The sequence below is a fragment of the Kitasatospora sp. NPDC056800 genome (assembly GCF_042789775.1).
GTDB lineage: Bacteria > Actinomycetota > Actinomycetes > Streptomycetales > Streptomycetaceae > Kitasatospora.
The window spans coordinates 1-20,523 of record NZ_JBHUAL010000073.1 but is presented as its reverse complement, the minus strand read 5'-3'; the positions used below and the strand labels follow the sequence as shown (position 1 = coordinate 20,523).

The window sequence follows — 20,523 nt, the reverse complement described above, 5'->3', positions numbered from 1 at the left end:
GCTACAATTGTGGGGGCCGGGGGGGGGGGTGTGGGGGGGGGGGGCCGGGGGGGGGCCCCCGCCCCTCGTGAGGCGCGGGTTCGTCGGGGGCGGACGCGCCCGACCGTGCGGGTGTCCGACCGCGGACGGGTCAGACCACGAACTTGAAGGTGCGGTCCTTGTCGCCGGTCTTGTCGAACACCGAGGTGATGCCGTCCGCGACGTCCTGCGGGGTGATCGCGGCGACCTGGCCGTTCTTCTTGACCTTCACCTTGTCGAACGCGGTGCCCAGCTGGGCGGCGAGCGCGTCGAGGTCCCACTTGGGCACGATCTTGCCGGAGGCGTCCGGGACGAGCGTGAGCGCCTTGGCCGCGGTCTTGGGGCCGAAGTCCCAGGTCTTCGCGCCGGCCACGACGTGCACCTTGCCCGCGGCGATCTGCTTGCCGAGGCTGTCGGCGGCGGCCTGGAGGGCCTGGGTGGAGATCTTCGGCTGGGCGGCCGTGACGGCGAGGGCGATCGGCTGGTCGGGCTTGCCGTCGGCGCGGTCGCGGTAGGCCTGCTCGATCGCCTCCAGGGCGCTCGCCGACTCCACCGCCTGCCCGGCCCGGCCGGGCACGACGATCGGCTCGCCGTTGACGTCGCCGAACTTGATGTAGCCCTCCTGGAGGCCCTGGCCGGAGCCGGCCGCGAGGGTGTCCAGGGCGGCCCGGAGCTTGGCCTTGTCGACCTTGACCTCCGGGGCGACGGCCTTGGTGCCGCCCTGGAGCGACTTGATGACGTCGACCGGGTTGTAGCTGTGCTGGGCCAGGCCGTCCACGGTGGCGGTGGTGTCGAAGCTCAGCCCGGCGACCGCCGGGTCGAGGTCCACGGCCTGGTCGCCGATCTTCAGCTTGAGCGGCTGCTGGCCGGCCTTGCCGACCGACTCGTCCAGCTGGTGGATCGCCTGGTCGCGGCTGCTGCCGCCGATCTCGGCGCCGAGCACCACGGTGCCCTTGGGGACGTCGGACTGGTTGAGCATCAGGCCGGTGCCGTACGCGGCCGCGCCGAGGAACAGCACCGCGACGCCGCCGTAGACGCCCAGCTTGACCAGCTTCTTGCCGGCTCCGCCGCGCTTGGCCTTGGCGGGGGCGGCGGGCTCGGCCTTCGCCTTGGCGGGGGCCGGCGCGGGGGCGGCCTTGTCGCCCTTGGCGTCCTTGCTGCCCTTTCCACCCTTGCCGCCCTTGCCCTTGCCGCCCTTGGTGTCCGTGGCGGCCTCGGGCCGGGGGCCGGGGGCCGGGGCCGGCAGCGGGGTGACCGCGGTGGCCTCCGGGTCGCCGGGCTGCGGGGCGCCGCCGGGAGCGCCCGGGAAGAGGGCGCCGGGGCCCGCCGGGGTGGCGGGGGCGTCCTGGCCGGGAGCGGTCGGGCGCTGGGCCGCGAACGGGTCGGTGCCGGTCGGTGCCGAGGCGAACAGGCCCGGCTGCGGACGGCCGTCGGCGCCGTGCGGGGCGCCGTTCCGGGGCAGGCCGGGTATCGCGGCGGGCGGCGGGGTGTTGTCGCGGATCGGCGCGAAGCCGTCGACCGAGGTGTCCTCCGGGCCCGGCTCGCCGGCCGGTCCGGCCTGCGGGTGCGGTGCGGGGGCCGGGTGGCCGTTCGCCTGGAAGTCGTTGCGCGGACCGGACTGGCGCGGGCCGCCCGCCCGGTCGTCGAGCTGCTGCCCGCTCGGCTGCTGACGGTTCCGCTGGCCGCCGCCCCGCCGGGGGAGGCCGCCCTGCTGGCCGGCGTCGGGGACGGAGGTGCCGAACGGGTCGGCGACCGGTGCGACGAACGGGTCGGCGGTCGGCGCGAACGGGTCGGCGACTGGGGCGAAGGGATCGGCGACCGGCGTGAAGGGGGCGGCGGCCTCGTACACGCCGGGCTCCTCCACCGGGGCCTCGGCCTGGAACGGCGCGGCGGGCGCGGCCGGGCGCGGCTGCTTGCCCTGGGCGGGCACCGGGCGGCCGTTCGGGGCGCCGTTGGCGCGGGCGGCCTGGCCCGCGGCCGGGTGGGCACCCTGCGGGCGCGGCTCGGCGACGGCGCCCGGCACGGCCAGGGCCTCCGCCGCTCCGGCGGCACCGGCCGGCACGGCCGCGGGCACGGCGGCCGGGGCGGGCTCGGCGACCGGGGCCTTCTTCTGACGCGGCCGGAACCAGGCGCCGGTGGACTCCGACTCGGAGGTGGCCGGCGGGATCGGCGGGATCTGCCACTCCGGCGGCAGGTTCGGCGGGGCGGCCTGGCGGCCGCCGTCCTCCATCACACCGAGGACGGGCGAGGTCGGCGCGGACCGGTGCCGCGGGCCGCCCGGTTCGGCGGCGGCCGCCGCCGGGGCGTCATCGCCGGGGCCGTCCTCGTTCTTGACGGCGCTGCGGACGACGACCGGCGGGATCGGACGCGAGCCGGGGATGTTGATCCGGACCCGGGTGGTCAGGGTGGTCTCGGTCTTCGGACCGTCGTCCTCGCCGCCCGACGCGGCGCCCGGTCCGGCGTCCGCCCGGTCGCCGCCGGGGAGCCCCGGTGTGCCGTAGGGCGGGGTGCCCGACGGGTAGGCGTCCGGACCCGTGCGCCGGGGCGTCGGGTGGGCGTTGTCAGATTCGCGGCTGCTCAATGCTGCTCTGCTCCGGGTTCGCGGGCGGGCCGTGCGGCGCGACCGCGGTTCGTGGTCGCCGGGCCTTGACGGGGGCGGGCGGCGGTCGGGTACGGCGTTCTGCGGGACCACCATACTGGGAAGAACAGAGCGGCGAACGGCTTCGGACAGATCCTGATACGTCCGGTTCCTCCGGTATGAGAGTAAGGCCGTACGCTCCTGACTGCGCGTCGTACGCGGTACGGTACGCCGTGCACGACCGGGGTCAGCGCGGGGGGCCGGGCACCCCGGGGAACCAGCTGGTGCGGGTGGGCAGGGTGGCGCAGATCACGCCCAGCACCGAGCCGGCGAACAGCCAGGCCAGCGAGGTGGCGTTGGACCACAGCACGTTGTCGCCCTCGGGCCGGGGCACCATCAGCAGCAGCATCGCCAGGAACCAGCCGGCCGCGGGCGCGCCCGCGCCGAGCCGGGTGCCGGTGACCCGCAGGCCGGCGTAGAAGGTGGCCGCGGTCGCGGCGAGCGCCAACAGGACCCCCACCGGCGGCCACAGGGCCTGCACAAAGGATCCGCAGACCGACACCGCGACGCCCAGCAGGAAGAACAGGGCGTAGGCGGCGATCCGGGCGGCGCGCGGGGGCTGGGGCTCGGCCAGCCGCTCCTCGCGGGTGCCGAGCACGGCGGCGGCGAGCGGGCGGCGGGTCGGCCGGGCGGCGGGCTTGCTCATCGGGTGCCCTCCTCGGCGGGCGCGGCGTCGGGCGCGAGGCCGGCGAACAGGTCGTCCTCCGGCTCGCCCGGCCCGGCCTGGCCGCGCACCAACTGGTAGTACTCGGTGGTGAACAGCGGCTGGGCCAGGTCGTTGGAGAGCGCGAAGAAGGCGCCGTCCACGGTGATCTGGGTGGCGTGGGCGGTCATCGCGGCGGTCTTGCGCCCCGCCTGCGCGGCGCCGTCCAGCACAGTGGTGACCACCTCGTCGTCGACCACGCCGGGGACGTCGGCGGGCTGCGCGACACCCGGGAAGGACGCCTTGGCGGCGGCCTCGGCGAGCCCGGCCTCGATCACCGAGCGGGGCATCCGGTTCCAGTACACCTTGGCGATCCGCCAGGCCGGGCCCAGCTCCGGCCGGTGCGCCGGGTCGGCGGCCAGCTCGTACGCGCGCATCGCGACCCGGTGCGCCTGGATGTGGTCCGGGTGCCCGTAGCCGCCGTCCGGGTCGTACGTGACCAGCACCTGCGGGCGCACCTCGCGGACCACCGCGACCAGGTGGCCGGCCGCCTCGTCGACGTCCGCCTGCCAGAAGCAGCCGGGCACGTCGTTCTCGGGCACGCCCATCATCCCGGAGTCGCGGTAGCGCCCCGGGCCGCCGAGGAAGCGGAAGTCGGACACGCCGAGGGCGCTCATCGCCTCGGTCAGCTCGCCGATCCGGTACGCGCCGAGGGTGTCGTCCCGATCGGCCGTCAGGTGGGCCAGCTCCGGGGGGATCACCTCGCCGCCCTCGCCGAGGGTGCAGGTCACCAGCGTGACCCGGGCGCCCTCGGCGGCGTACCGGGCCATGGTGGCCCCGTTGCCGATCGACTCGTCGTCGGGGTGCGCGTGGACCAGGAGGAGGCGGCGGCCGGTAGTCGCGGTCATGGGAGGAAGCCTAACCACCGGCCGGTGGGGGTCAGAGCCTCAGGCCGTTGATCATTCCGGCGAGGTTGCTGGTGACCTGGCTGATCGACGGGGCGATCGAGCTGGAGGCCAGGTAGAAGCCGAGCAGCGCGCAGACGATCGCGTGCGCCAGCTTCAGGCCGGACCGGCGGATCAGGATCACCACGATGACCAGCATCAGCACGGCGGCGGAGATGTTCATGGCCATGTCGGCTCACACCCCTTCTCGGGCACGCCGCCTCCGGGGAGGCGGCGAGGGACGGTGCGGGACTGGGGGCTGCGGGCGACCGCGGTCCGGGACGGGGCCGGACGGCCGCTCGCGCGACAAGTCATACCCGATGGGTAAGGGTGGCATTACCCTCGGTGAGGCCACGCGCGCCGGGGCATCGTGGCATCCGAGGGGCGCATGGGCCGGTCGGAGGCGGTTTGGACCCCTTTGGGGCGTACTTGCCGACGATGCTCCGAACGAGTGATCAGTGCACGCCCGGGGGTGGTGGTCCGGCGTCATAAGGTCTGGTGCCATGACCTCCCACACCCCTGCCGACACCTTCCCACGGCAGTACGCGCGGACCCTGCGCTACACCGTCGGCGCGCCCCGCTCCTTCTCCGTCGCGCCCGACGGCTCGCGGGTCGTCTTCCTGCGCTCCGGCTCGGGCCGCGACCGGGCCAACCTGCTCTGGACCCTCGACACCGCCACCGGCGAGGAGCGGGTCGCCGCCGACCCGGCCGCGCTGCTCGGCGGCGGCGGGGAGGACCTGTCGCCGGCCGAGAAGGCCCGCCGCGAGCGCAGTCGCGAGGGCTCGGCCGGAATCGTCGGCTACGCCCTGGACGCGTCCGGCGCGCTGGCCGCCTTCGCCCTCTCCGGCCGGCTGTTCACCGCCGACCTCGGCACCGGCGCCACCGCCGAACTGCCCGCCGAGGGCCCGCTGTTGGACCCGCGCCCGGCCCCGGACGGCGCCCACGTCGCGTACGCCAACGCCGCCGGCGAGCTGCGGCTGACCCGCACCGACGGCGGCGGCGACCGGGTGCTCGCCGAGCCGGACGGCCCGAACGTCACCTGGGGCCAGGCCGAGTTCATCGCCCAGGAGGAGATGGACCGCGACCGCGGCTTCTGGTGGTCCCCGGACAGCGACCGGCTGCTGGTCGAGCGCGCCGACGACAGCCCGGTGCGCCGCTGGTGGATCGCCGACCCGGCGAACCCGGACCGCGAGCCCGCCGAGGTCGCCTACCCGGCGGCCGGCGGCGCCAACGCGGAGGTCGGGCTCTGGCTGCTCGACCTGTACGGCGGGCGCACCGAGGTGGTCTGGGACCGTGAGGCCTACCCGTACCTGGGCCGGGTGCACTGGTCGAAGGGCGGTGTGCCGCTGCTCCTGGTCCAGACCCGCGACCAGCGCGGCCAGCGGATCCTCGGCCTGGACACGGCCACCGGCGCCACCGAGGTGCTGCACGAGGAGAAGGACGGCGCCTGGCTGGAGCTGTTCCAGGGCGCACCGGCCTGGACCCCGGACGGCAAGCTGGTCCGGATCTCCGACGAGGGGGGAGTGCGGGCGCTGGTGATCGGCGACCGCGCCGTGACCGGGGCCGACCTGCACGTCCGCTCGGTCGTCGCGGTCACCGAGCGGGAGGTGTTCTTCAGCGCCGCCGGCGGCGCCGAGGAGACCGACCCCGAGCCGGGCTGGATCGGCGTCGGCCGGATCAGCCACGACGGCACGCGGCTGGGCTGGGAGTCCGCCAACGGCCGGCCGTTCACCTCCGTCACCAGCGCGGTGCACGGCGGCGGGATCACCGTCCGGGCCACCGCCGAGCCCGACCTGCCCGGCACCCTGGTCACCGTCGCCCGGGACCTGCCGGAGGGCCTGGCGGTCGACGACGTCGCCACCATCGCCTCGTACGCCGAGACCCCGGCCATCACCGCCCGCCCGGTCTTCCGCTTCGCCGGCGAGCGCCGCATCCCGTCCGCCGTCTTCCTGCCCACCGGCTACGACCGCGAGCGGGACGGCCTGCTGCCCGTCCTGATGGACCCGTACGGCGGCCCGCACGGCCAGCGCGTCCTCCAGGCGCACAACCCGCACCTCAACTCGCAGTGGTTCGCCGACCAGGGCTTCGCGGTGGTGGTCGCCGACGGGCGCGGCACCCCCGGGCGCGGGCCGGCCTGGGAGAAGTCGATCGCCTTCGACTTCGCCGGGGCCACCCTGGACGACCAGGTGGAGGCGCTGCGGGCGCTCGCCGAGGAGTTCCCGCTGGACCTCGACCGGGTCGCCGTCCGCGGCTGGTCGTACGGCGGCTACCTCTCCGCGCTCGCCGTGCTGCGCCGCCCGGACGTCTTCCACGCGGCGGTGGCCGGGGCGCCGGTGACCGACTGGGAGCTGTACGACACCCACTACACCGAGCGCTACCTGGGCGACCCGGCCGAGCGGCCCGAGGTGTACGCCGCCAACTCGCTGAGCGGGTACGCGGCCGGGCTGGAGCGCCCGCTGATGATCATCCACGGGCTGGCGGACGACAACGTGGTGGCCGCGCACACCCTGCGGCTGTCCTCGGCGCTGCTCGCCGCCGGGCGTCCGCACACCGTGCTGCCGCTGTCCGGCGTCACCCACATGACCCCGCAGGAGGAGGTCGCGGAGAACCTGCTGCTGCTCCAGGTCGACTTCGTGAAGCGCTCGCTGGGCGTGTGACACCCGTCTGACCAGCGCTTTCGGCGGCCGGTGCCCCTGACGGGGGTACCGGCCGCCGGCATGACATCCGTCATGCCGAAGGCACGACGGCGGACACTGCCGCCGCCACCCGCCCGCGCGGGACTCTGAGGTGGTGCGAACAGCACCGGTCGTGACACCACGAGCGTGACACCCTCAGGGAAGAGGAGCCGGGCAATGGTTACCGAGGTGGCCGCCTTCCGCGGCGTGGGCAAGAGCTACGGGCGGGTGCGCGCCGTGGACGGACTGGACCTCGTGCTCCGACCGGGCGAGACCGTCGCCCTGCTCGGGCCGAACGGCGCCGGGAAGTCCACCAGCCTGGACCTGCTGCTCGGCCTGCGCGAGCCCGACCGGGGCAGCGTGACCCTGTTCGGCGGCGCCCCGCGGGCGGCGATCGAGGACGGCCGGGTCGGCGCGATGCTGCAGAGCGGCGGGCTGATGTCCGACGTCAAGGTGCGCGAGCTGGTGCAGCTCGCCTGCGACGTGCACCCGCGCGGCCGGTCGGTCACGGAGGTGCTGACCGACGCCGGGATCACCGAGTTCGCGGAGCGCCGGGTCGACAAGCTGTCCGGCGGCCAGGAGCAGCGGGTCCGCTTCGCCCTGGCCATCGCGGGCGACAACGACCTGATCGTGCTGGACGAGCCCACCACCGGCATGGACGTCAGCGTGCGGCAGTCGTTCTGGGCGAGCATGCGCGCCCAGGCCGACGCCGGGCGCACGGTGCTGTTCGCCACCCACTACCTGGAGGAGGCCGACTCGATCGCCGACCGCGTCCTGGTACTGCACCGCGGCCGGCTGATCGCCGACGGCAGCTCGGCGGAGATCAAGGCACGGGCCGGCGCCCGCCGGATCGCCTTCGAACTCCACGACGCGGACGGCGGGTTCGAGGAGTCCGTGCTGCGCACCCTGCCCGGCGTGCAGTCGCTGGACGTCACCGCGCGGGTCCCGGGGGTGCGGACGGTGCGGATCCGGACCGCGGACGCCGACGCCACCGCGGCCGGGATCTACCGGGCGGGGCTGTACCCGCGCGGGCTGGAGGTGGCCGGCGTGGGCCTGGAGCAGGCCTTCCTGACCATCACCGGCGAACTGGACCGCCAGGACGGCGCCCGGCGCGCCGACGAGCAGAGCACCGACGAGCCGAGCGCCGACAAGGAGAGCGTGCGATGACCACCCTGATCAAGCTGGAGATCCTGCGGACCCTGCGCAACCGGCGCTACCTGCTCTTCACCATCGCCTACCCGGCGCTGATGTACTTCTTCTTCATCAACGCCTACGGCTCCACCCAGCTGGCCGGCGGCCTGCCGGTGAAGACCTACTTCATGGTCTCGATGGCCACCTTCGGCGCCGTCGGCGCGGTGCTGACCGGCAGCGCGCAGCGGATCTCGCTGGAGCGCAAGAGCGGCTGGGTGCGCCAGCTGCGGCTGACCGCGCTGCCCGGCCGGGCGTACACCGTCGGCAAGATCGCGGCGACCGCGGTCACCACGCTGCCGGCGATCCTGGTGGTCTTCGCGGTCGGCGCGAGCCAGGGGGTCTCGCTGACCGTGCCGCAGTGGGCCGGACTGACGGCCGCGCTCTGGCTGGGCAGCTTCGTCTTTGCCGCGCTCGGGGTGGCGCTCGGGTACGCGGCCGCGCCGGACGCGGTGCAGCCGATCGTGATGATCACCTACATGGCGATGGCCCTGCTCGGCGGCACCTGGTTCCCGGTGAGCGGCTCGCTGGAGAAGTTCGCCCGGTTCAACCCGGTGTACCTGTACAACCAACTGGCCGGCTTCACCCGGCCCGGGCACTCCCTGGACACCGTCGCGGTCGCCGGGCTGGCCGGCTTCCTCGTGGTGTTCGCCGCCGCCGCGGCGGCGCTGTACCGCCGCGACACCCGCCAGGCATGATGACCGGCATGAGTGACGCGCGCCGGACCCACCGCACCGACGAACCGCCGGAGGCGGGAGCGGCGCGCGCCTCCTTCATGAACGTGCCCGGCTCCCCGGTGGAGACCAGGCGGCAGCTGCTGGTCAAGGTCGCCTGGATGCTGCTGTGGATGCTCTACCTGGCCTACCCGGCCGGCGACCTGCTGAGCGGCGCCCACACCACGGCCGGGACGGTGCTCGGCTGGTGCTGCCTGGCCGGGTTCGTGGGCGCCTACGTGCTGCTGGTGATCTTCCGCTCGCAGGCCGGGATGCGGCCGCGGGCCTGCCTGGCGATCGTCACGACGATGGTCGCGCTGGCCGTCGCCACCTCGGTCGTCCTCGGCTCCGCCTTCCTGACGCTGTTCATCTACGCCTCGGTGTGCGTCGCCATCATCACGCCGGCCCGGTACGCGCTGCGGGTGCTGATCGCCATGGCCGTGCTCACCGCCGTGGTCGGGGCGGCGATCGGGGCGGGCAACGACAACATCACCACCTTCGCGCTCAGCGCCTTCCTCTCCGGCGTCGCGATGACCGGGCTGCAGCGGCTGGTCGCCACCATGAAGGAGCTGCGCGAGGCCCGGGCCGCCGTCGCGCACCTGGCCGCCTCCGAGGAGCGGCTGCGGATGGCCCGCGACCTGCACGACCTGCTCGGGCACTCGCTGTCGCTGATCACCCTGAAGAGCGAGCTGGCCGGGCGGTTCATGGACGCGGGCAAGGACGAGGCGGCGCGGGCGCAGGTCGCCGACATCGAGCAGGTCGCCCGGCAGTCGCTGATCGACGTCCGGGAGGCGGTGACCGGCTTCCGCCGGCCGACCCTGCCGGTCGAACTGGCCGCCGCCCGTACCGCGCTGGCCGCCGCGCAGGTCCGGCTGGAGGCCGCGCCGGAGCTGGTGGACGCCTGGCCGTCGCTGGCCGAGGAGGAGACGGGCGCGCTGGCCTGGGCGCTGCGCGAGGCCGTGACCAACGTCGTCCGGCACGGCGAGGGCGCCACCGTCTGCACGGTCACGGCGGACGAGAGCTGGGAGGCGAGCGGCGAGCGCTACGCCGTCCTGGAGATCGTCGACAACGGGCGCGGGCCGGGCAAGTCCCAGCCGGGCAACGGGCTGTCCGGGCTGGAGGAGCGGCTGGCGCTGGTCGGCGGGCGGCTGGAGACCGGGCCGGGGGAGCGCGGGCGGGGCTTCCGGCTGCGGGCCTCGGTGCCGCTGCGGACGGCGCCCACTGCGGCGCCGGCGCCCGTGTCGAAGCCTCTTTAGGGCTGCCGCGCAGGCCGTCAGGCCGGGGGGAGCTCCAGGACGAAGCGGGCGCCGCGCGGGGCGTGGGCGACCCGCAGGGTGCCGCCGTGCCGCGTGGCGATGTCCGCGGCGATGGCCAGGCCCAGGCCGCTGCCGCCGGAGTCCCGGCTGCGGGCCTCGTCGAGCCGGGTGAACGGCTCGAAGATCCGCTCGCGGTCCTCCGGCGGCACGCCCGGGCCGTCGTCCCGGACCTCCAGGACGCAGCCGTGCGCGGTCCGCCGCGCGGACAGCACCACCTCGGCGGACGCGTGCCGCCGGGCGTTGTCCAGCAGGTTGCGCACCAGCCGGTGCAGCCGGATGCGGCTGCCGCGCACCGGCACCGCCTCGGGCGCGTCCACCCGCAGGACGAGCCGGGCGCCGAGGCCGGGGCGGTACTGGTCGGCGAGCTCGCGCAGCACGGCGGACAGGTCGACGGTGGTGAGCCGGCCGGCCGTCGCCGGGTGCGCGCCCCGGGCCAGGAACAGCAGGTCCTCGGTGAGCTGCTGGAGCCGCTCGACCGAGGTGAGCGCCTCCCGGGTGGTGGCCGGCCAGTCGGTGCGGTCGGGGTGCGCCAGCGACACCTCCAGATTGGTGCGCAGCGCGGCGATCGGGCTGCGCAGCTCGTGCGAGGCATCCGCGACGAAGCGCTGCTGCTGCACGGCCGAGCGCTCCAGCCGGTCCAGGGTGGCGTTGGTGGTCCGGGCCATCCGGGTGAGCTCGTCGCCGGCGGGCGGCACCGGGACGCGGCGGTCCAGCCGGTGCTCGCCGATCTCGGCCAGTTCGGCGCGGATCGCCTCCACCGGGCGCAGCGCCCGGCTGGTCGCCGCCCAGGCCGTCAGCGCGACCAGCAGCGCGGCGGCCGGCACGCCCACCTGCAGCACCGGGTCGATGGTGTGCAGCGAGGCCTCGGCGGCGAACGGGGTGGCCAGCACGTACACCGTGAACGGGCCGACCACCGGCTTGACCGGCTGGCCGTTCTCGTCGTTCTGCCGCAGCAGCGGGCTCCAGCTGCCCAGCGCGGTGAAGGTGCGCCCCGAGTAGCGGTTGGCGGCGGCCTCCCCGGCCGGGCCGATGGCGACCCGCTGGACCGACTGCCAGTCGTCCGGCGCGAGTTTCGGTACGGCGGCGGGCGGGTCCCCGGCCAGGTGCTGGGTGGTCAGCGGGCCGCCCATGGTCAGCACCCGGCCGTCGCTGTCCAGGACGAGGTACGGCAGCCGCCCGTAGTCCGCGAGCTGCTGGCCGTGCTTGTAGCCGCTGCTGATCTCGCGGGCCTGGGCCTGGGCGTCCGCCTCGGCCGCCTCCAGCTGGGCGTCGTACATGTGGCCGCGCAGCCACCAGGCGCCGACGCCGAGCAGCAGCAGCGCGGCCAGGCCGGCCGCCAGCGAGGTGCGCAGCCGGGTGGAGAGCCTGCCGGGCACCGGTCAGGCCTCCAGCCGGTAGCCGACGCCGCGCACGGTGGTGATCGAACGGACGCCGAACGGCGCGTCCACCTTGCGGCGCAGCATGCTGACGTACACCTCGACGATGGACTCCTCGCCGTCGAAGGCGATGTCCCACACCTCGTCGACGATCCGGCGCTTGGACAGCACCTCGCCGGGGTGCTCGGCCAGGCAGCGCAGGACGGCGAACTCCCGCTCGGTGAGGGTGATCTCGGCGCCGCCCCGGCCGCAGCGGCGGCCCGCCGGGTCCAGCCACAGGTCGCCGACCCGCAGCAGCGGGCCCGGCGTCTGGCTGCGGCGGATCAGCGCGCGCAGCCGGGCCAGGAAGACCAGGTAGGAGAACGGCTTGGTGAGGTAGTCGTCGGCGCCGGTGTCCAGGCCCTCGGCCTCGTCGTACTCGCCGTCCTTGGCGGTCAGCATCAGGATCGGGGTGGTGACGCCGTCGGCGCGCAGTGCCTCGCACACCTTGTAGCCGTTCAGGCCGGGCAGCATGATGTCGAGCACGATCGCCCGGTAGGCGTGCCGCTGGGCCAGCCGCAGGCCGGTGAGGCCGTCCGGGGCGAGGTCGACGGTATAGCCCTCGACCTCCAGGCCGCGCCGTACGGCCGCCGCGACCTGGGCGTCGTCCTCCACCACCAGAATCTCCATGCGGATCAGGATGCCACCGGCGCCGGATCCGTTCCTTAAGCCGTCTTCAGCTTTCTCAGCCCCGCTTCAGGGGCGCGGGTGCATGCTCTCGCCGTTTCCGCCGATCAGTTCGAGTCGGTGCCTGACACGGGAGGTGCCGGCGGATGACCGTACTGGAGGGTCCTCCGTTGCCCCGCCCTCCGCTGCCCGGTCCGCCGCGGCCCGCCCGCCACCGGCGGCCGCGCCGCACGCCGCCGCCCAGCCTGGTGATGGCGGCCGGGACGGTGGTCTCCCGGGCCACCGGCTTCGTCCGCTCGGCGCTGCTGGTGGCGGTCCTCGGCTCGGGGCTGCTCGCGGACGGGTACAACGTGGCCAACACGGTGCCCAACCTGCTGTTCGTGCTGCTGATCGGCGGCGCCCTGAACACCGCGCTGGTGCCCCACCTGGTGCGTGCCGCCAAGGAGTCGGCGGACGGCGGGGCGGCGCACGTCGACCGGCTGGTGACGGTGCTGGTGGTCACCCTGCTGGTGCTGACGGCGGTGGTGGTGCCGGGCGCGCCGTACCTCGTGCGGGCCTACACCGCGTACGGCGGTGCGCAGTTGGACCGGACGGTGCTGCTGGCGTACCTGTGCCTGCCGCAGGTGTTCTTCTACGGGCTGTTCACGGTGCTCGGCCAACTCCTCAACGCCCGGCAGCGGTTCGCGCCGATGGCCTGGGCGCCGGTGCTCAACAACCTGGTGGTGATCGGGGTGTTCGCCGGGTACCTCGGCCAACGGTCCTTCTCCACGGCCGACGTGACCGTGCTCGGGGCCGGTACGACGGCCGGGGTGGTGGCGCAGAGCCTGGTGCTGCTGCCCTGCCTGCGGGCCGCCGGGGTGCGGCCCCGGCCGCGCTGGGACTGGCGGCAGGCCGGGCTCGGCGAGCCGCTGCGGGCCGCCGGGTGGACGCTGCTGCTGGTGCTCGGCGACCAGGTGGGCTACTGGGTGGTGACCCGGCTGTCGACCTCCGTCGGCGCGCGGGCCGCCGAGGCCGGGCTGCCGGGCGTCGGGTACACCGCGTACAGCAGCGCGTACCTGCTGTGGATCGTGCCGCACGGGGTGGTCACGGTGTCGGTGGTGACGGCGGTCGTTCCCGCGCTCACCGCCGCCGCCGACTCCCCGCGGGCCGTCCGCGCGCTGCTCGCCCGCACCGTCCGCACCATCGCGGTGGTCACCGTCCCGGCGGCCTGCGCGTTCGCGGTCCTCGCGCCGCAGCTGTGCGCGCTCGCCTTCGGGCACGGGAGCACCGGCGCCGACGACGTGCGGGCCATCGCCGGGATGCTGACCGCCTTCGCGCCCGGCCTGGTCCTGTACTCCGCCGGCTACGCGCTGACCCGCGTCTTCTACGCGCTCGGCGACAGCCGTACGCCCTTCCTGCTCAACCTGCTGCCGGTCGCCGCCACGGCGCTGGGGGCGGTGCTCTGCCACCGGCTGCTGCCGCTGCGCTGGGCCGTCACCGGGATGGCCGGCTGCTACGGGGCGTCGTTCCTGCTCACCTGCGCGGCCGCCGCCCTGCTGCTGCGCCGGCGGCTCGGGCCGCTGCGGGTCCTGGGAGCCCACGGGAAGCCGCTGCTGGCCGCCCTGCCGGCCGCCGCGGGCGCCTGGTGGGCCACCCGGTACGGCCTCCTGCCGGCCGCCGCCGCCCTCGCCGTCGGCTACCTCCTGCTCGCCCACCTCCTCCGGATCGAAGAACTGTCCGTCCTCACCACACGATTGCGCAGGCGCCCATGACCCTCCTCCCCAGCGACGTCGCCCGGGTCCTCGACTTCCTCCTCCCCGAGGGCCACCCCCTGCGCGCCCAGGTCCCGCACCTGCGCGTCGAGTCCCGCTGCCGGTGCGGCTGCAGCACCGCCCTGTTCGCCGGCGTCCAGGACGGCGCCCGCTCGGAGGTGGTCGCCGAGGCGGCGATCGGCTCCGACGGCGAGATCCTGCTCTTCGCCGAGGACGGCCGGCTCTCCTGGCTGGAGGTCTGCTCCTGGACCGACCCCAAGCTCACCCTCGTCGACGCCGCCCGCTACCTCGGCGGGGAACCCGGGCGGCCGGAGTGAGCGTCGTACCGGGCATGCCCACCGTTCTCATCCTCGGCTTCGACCCGCACACCGTCCCCGGCGTGGACGGCGACGCGGTGCGGGCCCTCCTCGACGCCGAACTCGCCCGCTTCACCGAGCACGGCATCGACGCCGCCGTGACCCTGGTCGCCCCCGACGACACCGCCGAACCCGCCGTCGTGGCGGCCCTCGCCGGGCGCCGCTGGGACGTCGTCGTCATCGGCGGCGGCATCCGCAAGCCCGAACCGGCGCTGCCGTTCTTCGAGGCGGTCGTCAACCTGGTCCGCCGTCACGCCCCGCAGGCGGCCGTCGCCTTCAACACCAGCCCCGCCGACAGCGTCGAGGCCGCCCGCCGCTGGCTGCCGTAGCGGGACGGCGGGCCGGCCTTCAGCCCGCGCCGTGCCCGCGCCGTGCCCGCGCCGGGCCCGCGCTCAGCCGAGGTCGCCCAGGGGGCGGCGGTAGGCGAGGGCGGGGCGGTCGGCGAGGAGGAACCGGTGGCTGAGCGCGAAGCCGTTGCGGGCGAGGACGGCCTGGGAGGCGGGGTTGTCGACGGTGGTGACGGCGGTCAGGACGGTCAGGCCGTAGGCGGTGGCCGCGAGGCGGCAGGCCTCGGCGACGGCGGCCTTCGCGACGCCGCGGCCGGCGGCCGATTCGGCGATCCGGTAGCCGAGTTCGGCGCTGCCGTCGGCGAGGTCGACGAGGTTGGCGCGGCCGACCAGCCCGCCGGCCGCGTCGAGCACCACGTGGAACCGGCAGGTGCCTTCGGCCTGTTCGGCGAGGAGGGCGGCGTGGCGGTCCGCGAAGCCGGCGAAGTAGGCGTCGCCGCGGTCCGGGATGCTGCGGGCGAAGTACGCGCGGTTGGCGCGTTCGAAGGCCAGCAGGGCCTCGGCGTGGTCGGGGCGCAGGGGTTCCAGGGTGATCATTGCGCCAGTCTGGCCCGCAGCGCCCCGGTGAACCACCGGAATACCCCGGTGAGGCTCTCCGGGACGGGCCAGCCGTTGATGACCGCCAGCAGCTGCCAGTAGCGCTCGGCGCGCGGGTCGTCGGCGCTCTCCAGGCGGTCGAGCAGCCAGCGCCGCAACCCGGCGTCGTCGGGACGGCCGAAGGTCTCGGCGTAGGCGGCGGTGAGGGCGTCGAGGACGGGGCCGGCCGCGGGGGAGGCGGGGTCGGTGCCGGCGGCCAGCGCCGCACCGACCAGGGACCGTACGGTCTCGGTGAGCGCGTGGTGCAGCCCGCCGCGGTCGCCCTCGGCCCGTTCGGCGGCCTGCTGTTCGGCCATCCGCCGGACGGCCGCGCGGAAGTCCGGGTCCTGGACGAGTTCGCCGAGTTCGACCCAGGCCTCGACCTGCTCCGTCCGTGGCTCGTCCGGCAGTTCGGGCATGGCGGAGCGCATCATGGCGACGAACTCGGGGTTGGCGTCCAGGCCGCCGAAGGCCTCGTCGACGAAGTCCTGGACCAGGCGCCGGCGTTCGGCGTCGGAGAGTTTGGCGAGCTTGTGCATGAGTCCCATCTCCTCGGGTGTGGAAGCGCGTTGGGCGACGGCGAGCAGCACCGCCCGGCGCAGCCGGAGGGTGCGGATCTGCACCTCCAGCGCCTCGGCGTGTGCGGCGGCCACCTCGTGCAGCGGGGCCTCCCGTTCCAGCACCCGGCGGATCGCGGGCAGGTCGAGCCCGAGTTCGCGCAGGGTGCGGACGAGGTCCAGCCGGGCGAGGGCGTGCACGTCGTACAGCCGGTAGCCGGCGGCGCTGCGCCCGGTGGGCGGGACGAGGCCGGTGTCGGCGTAGAACCGGATGGTCTTGACGGTGAGTCCGGTGCGCCGGGCGAGGTCGCCGATCGGGTAGAGCGTTTCGCTGCCGTCCATGGGGACCACTCTGGACTCTCCCCTTACCGGAGACGCAAGCCCGCGGCCCTCTAAGGTCGTGGCCATGAACGACACTGACAACGGGGCCTCGATCCGCGTGCTGCTCGCCGAGGACCAGGGGATGGTCCGGGAGGCGCTGGCCGCGCTGCTCGGGCTGGAGGGGGACATCGACGTCGTCGCGCAGGTCGGCCGCGGGGACGAGGTGGTGGCGGCGGTGCTCGCGAACGACGTGCAGGTCGCCGTGCTGGACATCGAGATGCCGGGGATGACGGGCATCGAGGCGGCCGCGGAGCTGCGCGACCGGGCGCCCCGGACCAAGGTGGTCATCGCGACGACCTTCGGCCGGCCCGGCTACCTGCGCCGGGCGATGGAGTCGGGCGCGGACGCGTTCCTGGTGAAGGACGCGCCGGCCGCCGAGCTGGCGGAGGCGATCCGCCGGGTGCTGCGCGGCGAGCGGGTGATCGACCCGGTGCTGGCCGCCGCCGCGCTGGCCGAGGGCGCCAACCCGCTGACCCCGCGCGAGCGGGACGTGCTGGGCGCGGCCGCCGACGGCGCGGTGAACGCGGACATCGCCCGGCGGCTGCACCTGTCCGAGGGGACGGTGCGCAACTACCTGTCGATGGCGATCCAGAAGACCGAGGCCCGCAACCGCACCGAGGCGGTCCGGATCGCCCGGGAGAAGGGCTGGCTGTAGGGCCAGTCTTCAAGCCCCCGGCATCGGCCCGCAGACGGGGGTCAGTTGAGCCGGTGCCGGGCCGCCCGGGCCTCCTGCCGGACCTTGGCGGCGGTGTCCGGGTCGAAGGCGTCGAGGATCTGCGCGTAGGCGTCCATCTCCGCCGAGCCGCCGAGGAAGTCCCCGGTGCGGACGAGGAGTTCGGCCCGTTCCAGGCGCAGCTGGGCGGGGTGCCGGGGCAGCAGCAGGGCGAGTTCGGTGGCCCAGAGCTGGGTGCGGGCGTGCTCGGGGCGGTCGGCGGCCCAGAGCCGGATGTTGCCGAGCACCCGCAGCACGACCTCCAGCGGCTGGGCCGGGGTGAGCAGGGCGGGGGTGAACTCCGCCCCGGCGGCGGCGACCAGCCGTTCGACGTCCGCCGGGTCGAGCAGCCGCCCGCCGTGGAACGGGTCGGCCAGGACGTAGTCCTCGCCGCCGGCCGGGCCGCCCACCGCGACGATGAAGTGGCCGGGCAGCGCGATGCCGTGGACGGTCAGCCCGGCCCGCCGGCCGACCGCCATCCACACCAGGGAGAGCGTGATCGGCAGCCCGCGCCGGCGCCGCAGCACCTCGGGCAGCAGCGAGGACTCCAGCCGCCGGTAGTCCGACTGCCGCCCGTGGAAGCGCTCCCGCCCGCCGAGCACCGCGGCGAGCAGGGCGGCGGTCTCCTCCGGCCCGGTCGGCGCCCGCTCGGCGACGGCCGTCCGGACCGCCGCCGCGTGCCGCTCGAACGCGGCCTCGCAGGCGGCGAGCAGCGCGTCCACGCCCGGCGGTTCGCCGGGGTCGCCGGGGTCGGGCACCATGCCGTGCTCGGCGGCGGCGAGCAGGCACAGCAGCACCGGGTCGGGCTGCTCGGCGCGGGCGGCGGTCCGGAAGCGGTCTCTGCTCTGCTCGGTCACGGTGACGGCGACGGCTTTCGTACGGCGGACGGACAAGGCGGCGGACGGACGATCGGGCGGGCGATCGGACGAACGGACGGACGGTACGGCCTGGCGGCTACCCCTGGGGGAGGAGCGCGTAGTGGTAAGTGTGACTGGTCGTGAAGCCGAGTCCGTCATAGAGCGCGATCGCCCCCGCGTTCTCCGCCTCGACCTGGAGGTAGCCGCCGCTCGCCCCCTCCTCGGCCGCGCGCGAGGCGAGCACCGCCATGACCGTCGTCGCCAGTCCGGCCCGCCGGGCGTACGGCTGGACCTCGATCGCGCCGAAGCAGGCCCAGGCGCCCTCGATGACGCAGCGTCCGATCGCCAGCGGCGGCTGCCCGGGGGCGCCCGGCACGGTGGCGAACCAGACCGAGGGCCCGCCGTGCAGCACCCGCCGGGCCGCCTCCTCCACCGCCGGGTCGCCGCTCACCCGCCGGTACACCGACAGCCACCGGTCGTCCGCGGTCCGCGCGAGGCGCACCCTGTCGTGCCCGGCGCCGGCCCGGGCGAGCCCGGCCAGCGGGGCGGTGCGGACCAGGGTGGGCGCGTACCCGGCGCCGAGCCGGTCGAGTTCGGCGACCAGCGCCGGGGGTGAGCCGGGGGAGATCACCTCGACGTACGCGGGCAGTCCGCGCGCCGCGTACCAGGCGCGGACGGCCGCCAGCGCCCGGGGCAGCGGCAGTCCCGGGTCCCCGAGCGCCTGGACGGAGTTGGCCCGCCGGGTGAACCCGGCGGCGGCGCGCAGCGTCCACTCGCCGAGCGGCTCCTGCTCGACGGCCGGCCAGCCGCGGCCCGCGATCCGCTGCAGTTCGACCGGCGCGGTGACCGGCAACGGGACGCGCCGGGCCGGGAACGGCGGCACGGTCTTGCCTGCGACCAGCAGCTTCTCCGGCAAGAACACCGGATCGCCGGTTCGAGGGGCGATCGTCAACCCATGATCGTCCCACGATGTGAGCACGCCGATCGAATCCCGGAACACCGGCCGGTCGTCCACGAACTCCGCGAGGCGGCGGACGGACACGCGTCGTCCCACGTCAGAGCGGTCTATCCGGACTTCTGGACGGTCGCCGACCGGGTCGTGCGTCGCCATCTGGCCACCTCCTGTGCATTTGCGGTCTCCGACCCGCGATACTAGGGGCGGGCATCGACGACGCCGCGCTCACCGCGCACGGCAGCAGAACAGAACGGGCCACCAGGCCCTTCCGAGGAGGAACGACAGCGTGACCTACGTCATCGCGCAGCCTTGTGTCGACGTGAAGGACAAGGCGTGCATCGAAGAGTGCCCGGTTGACTGCATCTACGAGGGCGAGCGATCGCTCTACATCCACCCGGATGAGTGTGTCGACTGTGGCGCGTGCGAGCCGGTCTGCCCGGTCGAGGCGATCTTCTACGAGGACGACACTCCGGAGGAGTGGAAGGACTACTACAAGGCGAACGTCGAGTTCTTCGACGACCTGGGTTCCCCCGGCGGCGCCTCCAAGCTCGGTCTGATCGAGCGTGACCACCCGTTCATCGCCGCTCTGCCGCCGCAGAACGCCGACCACTGACGATCGGTGGCACAACAGCTGTGAGTACCAACAGCACGCGCGCGCCGTTCCCGGGTCACCCGGGGGCGGCGCGCCGCGTTTCGGACAAGCTCCCCGTCTTCCCCTGGGACAAGCTGGAGCCGTACAAGGCGACCGCCCTGGCCCACCCCGGCGGGCTCTGCGACTTCTCCGTCGGCACCCCGGTGGACCCGGTCCCCGAGGTGATCCAGAAGGCGCTGGCCGCGCACACCGACACCCCCGGCTACCCGACCGTCTGGGGCCCGCTGGAGCTGCGCGAGGCGATCGCCGGCTGGCTGCACCGCCGCCTCGGCGCGGAGACCGGCCCGCAGGCCGTGCTCCCGACCGTCGGCTCCAAGGAGCTGGTGGCCTGGCTGCCGACCCAGCTCGGCCTCGGCCCCGGCGACCAGGTCGCCTACCCGCGCCTGGCCTACCCGACCTACGAGGTGGGCGCCCGGCTGTGCGGCGCCGAGCCGGTCGAGTACGACTCGGTGGACGAGCTGGACGGCTCCCGGGTGCGCCTGCTCTGGGTGAACTCGCCGTCCAACCCGACCGGCCGGGTGCTGGGCGCGGACGAGCTGCGCCGGGCCGTCGAGTGGGCCAGGGAGCACGGGGCGCTGCTGGTCAGCGACGAGTGCTACCTGGAGCTGGGCTGGGAGGCCGAGCCGGTCTCCGTCCTGCACCCGGACGTCTGCGGCGACGGCCACGAGGGCCTGCTGGCCGTCCACTCGCTCTCCAAGCGCTCCAACCTGGCCGGCTACCGCGCCTCCTTCGTGGCGGGCGACCCGGTGGTGGTCAGGGAACTGCTGGAGGTGCGCAAGCACGGCGGCATGATCGTGCCGGCGCCGGTCCAGGCGGCGACGGTCGCCGCGCTCGCGGACGACGCCCACGTGGCCGAGCAGCGCGAGCGGTACGCGGCCCGGCGCTCGGCGCTGCGGGCGGCGCTGGAGGCGTACGGCTTCCGGATCGAGCACTCCGAGGCGAGCCTCTACCTGTGGGCGACCCAGGACCGCCCGTGCTGGGAGACCGTGGCCGAACTGGCCGGGCTGGGCATCCTGGTGGCGCCCGGCGACTTCTACGGGCCGGCCGGCGACCGCTTCGTGCGGGTCGCGTTCACGGCGACCGACGAGCGGGTCGCCGCGGCCGTGGAGCGGCTGGGCGCGGCGAGCTGACGACGGTGCGCTGATCGCGGCGCGCCGACCGTAGCGGGCGACCGTACGGCGAAGGGGGCCGGTGTCAAGGAC

General features: G+C 75.1%; 20 protein-coding genes. 10 read left to right on the top strand and 10 right to left on the bottom strand.

All coding sequences use genetic code 11. The features are described from left to right. Positions 1–130: 130 nt before the first annotated feature. The 4 genes from ACFRQN_RS18245 to ACFRQN_RS18230 form a co-directional block, all read right to left on the bottom strand. Positions 131–2,599 (bottom strand): peptidoglycan binding domain-containing protein, encoded by a 2,469-nt coding sequence (locus ACFRQN_RS18245; protein WP_380741177.1) that lies wholly within the window; start codon positions 2,597–2,599, stop codon positions 131–133. Positions 2,600–2,843: 244 nt separating this feature from the next. Beyond that, positions 2,844–3,302, bottom strand: coding sequence for a DUF6113 family protein (locus tag ACFRQN_RS18240; protein ID WP_220450057.1), 459 nt, complete (start codon positions 3,300–3,302; stop codon positions 2,844–2,846). Then, complete coding sequence (gene mshB, locus ACFRQN_RS18235) at positions 3,299–4,207, bottom strand: N-acetyl-1-D-myo-inositol-2-amino-2-deoxy-alpha-D-glucopyranoside deacetylase (RefSeq protein WP_380741176.1); 909 nt, start codon at positions 4,205–4,207, stop codon at positions 3,299–3,301. The genes ACFRQN_RS18240 and mshB overlap by 4 nt, the downstream gene beginning before the upstream one ends. A 31-nt stretch (positions 4,208–4,238) precedes the next feature. After that, on the bottom strand, positions 4,239–4,433 hold the full coding sequence (locus tag ACFRQN_RS18230; RefSeq protein ID WP_049658010.1) for a DUF2304 family protein: 195 nt from the start codon (positions 4,431–4,433) through the stop codon (positions 4,239–4,241). A 313-nt stretch (positions 4,434–4,746) separates the two neighbouring features. Here ACFRQN_RS18230 and ACFRQN_RS18225 point away from each other — a divergent pair, with 313 nt between their 5' ends. The 4 genes from ACFRQN_RS18225 to ACFRQN_RS18210 all read left to right on the top strand — a co-directional run bounded on the left by ACFRQN_RS18225 (position 4,747) and on the right by ACFRQN_RS18210 (position 10,075). Next, positions 4,747–6,900, top strand: a complete 2,154-nt coding sequence (locus ACFRQN_RS18225; RefSeq protein WP_380741175.1) for a prolyl oligopeptidase family serine peptidase — start codon at positions 4,747–4,749, stop codon at positions 6,898–6,900. A 195-nt stretch (positions 6,901–7,095) separates the two neighbouring features. Next, on the top strand, positions 7,096–8,085 hold the full coding sequence (locus ACFRQN_RS18220) for an ABC transporter ATP-binding protein (protein ID WP_380741174.1): 990 nt from the start codon (positions 7,096–7,098) through the stop codon (positions 8,083–8,085). Beyond that, positions 8,082–8,804, top strand: coding sequence for an ABC transporter permease (locus ACFRQN_RS18215; RefSeq protein WP_049658004.1), 723 nt, complete (start codon positions 8,082–8,084; stop codon positions 8,802–8,804). The genes ACFRQN_RS18220 and ACFRQN_RS18215 overlap by 4 nt, the downstream gene beginning before the upstream one ends. A gap of 8 nt (positions 8,805–8,812) precedes the next feature. Then, positions 8,813–10,075 carry a sensor histidine kinase gene (locus ACFRQN_RS18210; RefSeq protein WP_380741173.1) on the top strand — a complete coding sequence of 421 codons (1,263 nt, stop codon included), beginning with the start codon at positions 8,813–8,815 and terminating at the stop codon, positions 10,073–10,075. A gap of 17 nt (positions 10,076–10,092) precedes the next feature. Here ACFRQN_RS18210 and ACFRQN_RS18205 read toward each other — a convergent pair whose 3' ends face one another. Together ACFRQN_RS18205 and ACFRQN_RS18200 are read right to left on the bottom strand one after the other, a co-directional pair. Further along, positions 10,093–11,511 (bottom strand): sensor histidine kinase, encoded by a 1,419-nt coding sequence (locus ACFRQN_RS18205; protein WP_380741172.1) that lies wholly within the window; start codon positions 11,509–11,511, stop codon positions 10,093–10,095. A 3-nt stretch (positions 11,512–11,514) separates the two neighbouring features. Beyond that, positions 11,515–12,180, bottom strand: coding sequence for a response regulator transcription factor (locus tag ACFRQN_RS18200; protein ID WP_049657347.1), 666 nt, complete (start codon positions 12,178–12,180; stop codon positions 11,515–11,517). 143 nt (positions 12,181–12,323) lie between these two features. On the opposite strand from ACFRQN_RS18200, the gene murJ reads away from it, so the two are divergent. From murJ to ACFRQN_RS18185, 3 genes are read left to right on the top strand one after another with little or no spacing between them, the layout of a single operon-like run. Continuing rightward, positions 12,324–13,928 carry a murein biosynthesis integral membrane protein MurJ gene (gene murJ, locus ACFRQN_RS18195; protein ID WP_117489426.1) on the top strand — a complete coding sequence of 535 codons (1,605 nt, stop codon included), beginning with the start codon at positions 12,324–12,326 and terminating at the stop codon, positions 13,926–13,928. After that, positions 13,925–14,245, top strand: coding sequence for a hypothetical protein (locus ACFRQN_RS18190; RefSeq protein WP_049657348.1), 321 nt, complete (start codon positions 13,925–13,927; stop codon positions 14,243–14,245). Before murJ ends, ACFRQN_RS18190 begins: the two co-directional genes overlap by 4 nt. A gap of 14 nt (positions 14,246–14,259) precedes the next feature. Beyond that, positions 14,260–14,613 carry a hypothetical protein gene (locus tag ACFRQN_RS18185; protein WP_117489428.1) on the top strand — a complete coding sequence of 118 codons (354 nt, stop codon included), beginning with the start codon at positions 14,260–14,262 and terminating at the stop codon, positions 14,611–14,613. A 63-nt stretch (positions 14,614–14,676) separates the two neighbouring features. Here the strand turns inward: ACFRQN_RS18185 and ACFRQN_RS18180 are convergent, their stop codons facing one another. Together ACFRQN_RS18180 and ACFRQN_RS18175 are read right to left on the bottom strand one after the other, a co-directional pair. Next, positions 14,677–15,168, bottom strand: a complete 492-nt coding sequence (locus ACFRQN_RS18180) for a GNAT family N-acetyltransferase (protein ID WP_074001366.1) — start codon at positions 15,166–15,168, stop codon at positions 14,677–14,679. After that, positions 15,165–16,106: a MerR family transcriptional regulator gene (locus tag ACFRQN_RS18175; RefSeq protein WP_380741171.1), complete on the bottom strand. Its 942-nt coding sequence runs from the start codon at positions 16,104–16,106 to the stop codon at positions 15,165–15,167. Before ACFRQN_RS18175 ends, ACFRQN_RS18180 begins: the two co-directional genes overlap by 4 nt. 64 nt (positions 16,107–16,170) lie before the next feature. Here ACFRQN_RS18175 and ACFRQN_RS18170 point away from each other — a divergent pair, with 64 nt between their 5' ends. Beyond that, positions 16,171–16,800, top strand: coding sequence for a response regulator (locus tag ACFRQN_RS18170; RefSeq protein WP_380741170.1), 630 nt, complete (start codon positions 16,171–16,173; stop codon positions 16,798–16,800). 41 nt (positions 16,801–16,841) lie between these two features. Here ACFRQN_RS18170 and ACFRQN_RS18165 read toward each other — a convergent pair whose 3' ends face one another. Then, on the bottom strand, positions 16,842–17,714 hold the full coding sequence (locus ACFRQN_RS18165) for a transglutaminase-like domain-containing protein (protein WP_074001369.1): 873 nt from the start codon (positions 17,712–17,714) through the stop codon (positions 16,842–16,844). Positions 17,715–17,811: 97 nt separating this feature from the next. Then, positions 17,812–18,756 (bottom strand): GNAT family N-acetyltransferase, encoded by a 945-nt coding sequence (locus ACFRQN_RS18160; protein ID WP_338016247.1) that lies wholly within the window; start codon positions 18,754–18,756, stop codon positions 17,812–17,814. A 199-nt stretch (positions 18,757–18,955) separates the two neighbouring features. Between ACFRQN_RS18160 and fdxA the strand changes: the two genes are divergently transcribed. Next, complete coding sequence (fdxA, locus tag ACFRQN_RS18155; RefSeq protein ID WP_030061559.1) at positions 18,956–19,282, top strand: ferredoxin; 327 nt, start codon at positions 18,956–18,958, stop codon at positions 19,280–19,282. A gap of 20 nt (positions 19,283–19,302) precedes the next feature. Continuing rightward, positions 19,303–20,451 (top strand): succinyldiaminopimelate transaminase, encoded by a 1,149-nt coding sequence (dapC, locus tag ACFRQN_RS18150; protein WP_074001371.1) that lies wholly within the window; start codon positions 19,303–19,305, stop codon positions 20,449–20,451. Positions 20,452–20,523: the final 72 nt, after the last annotated feature.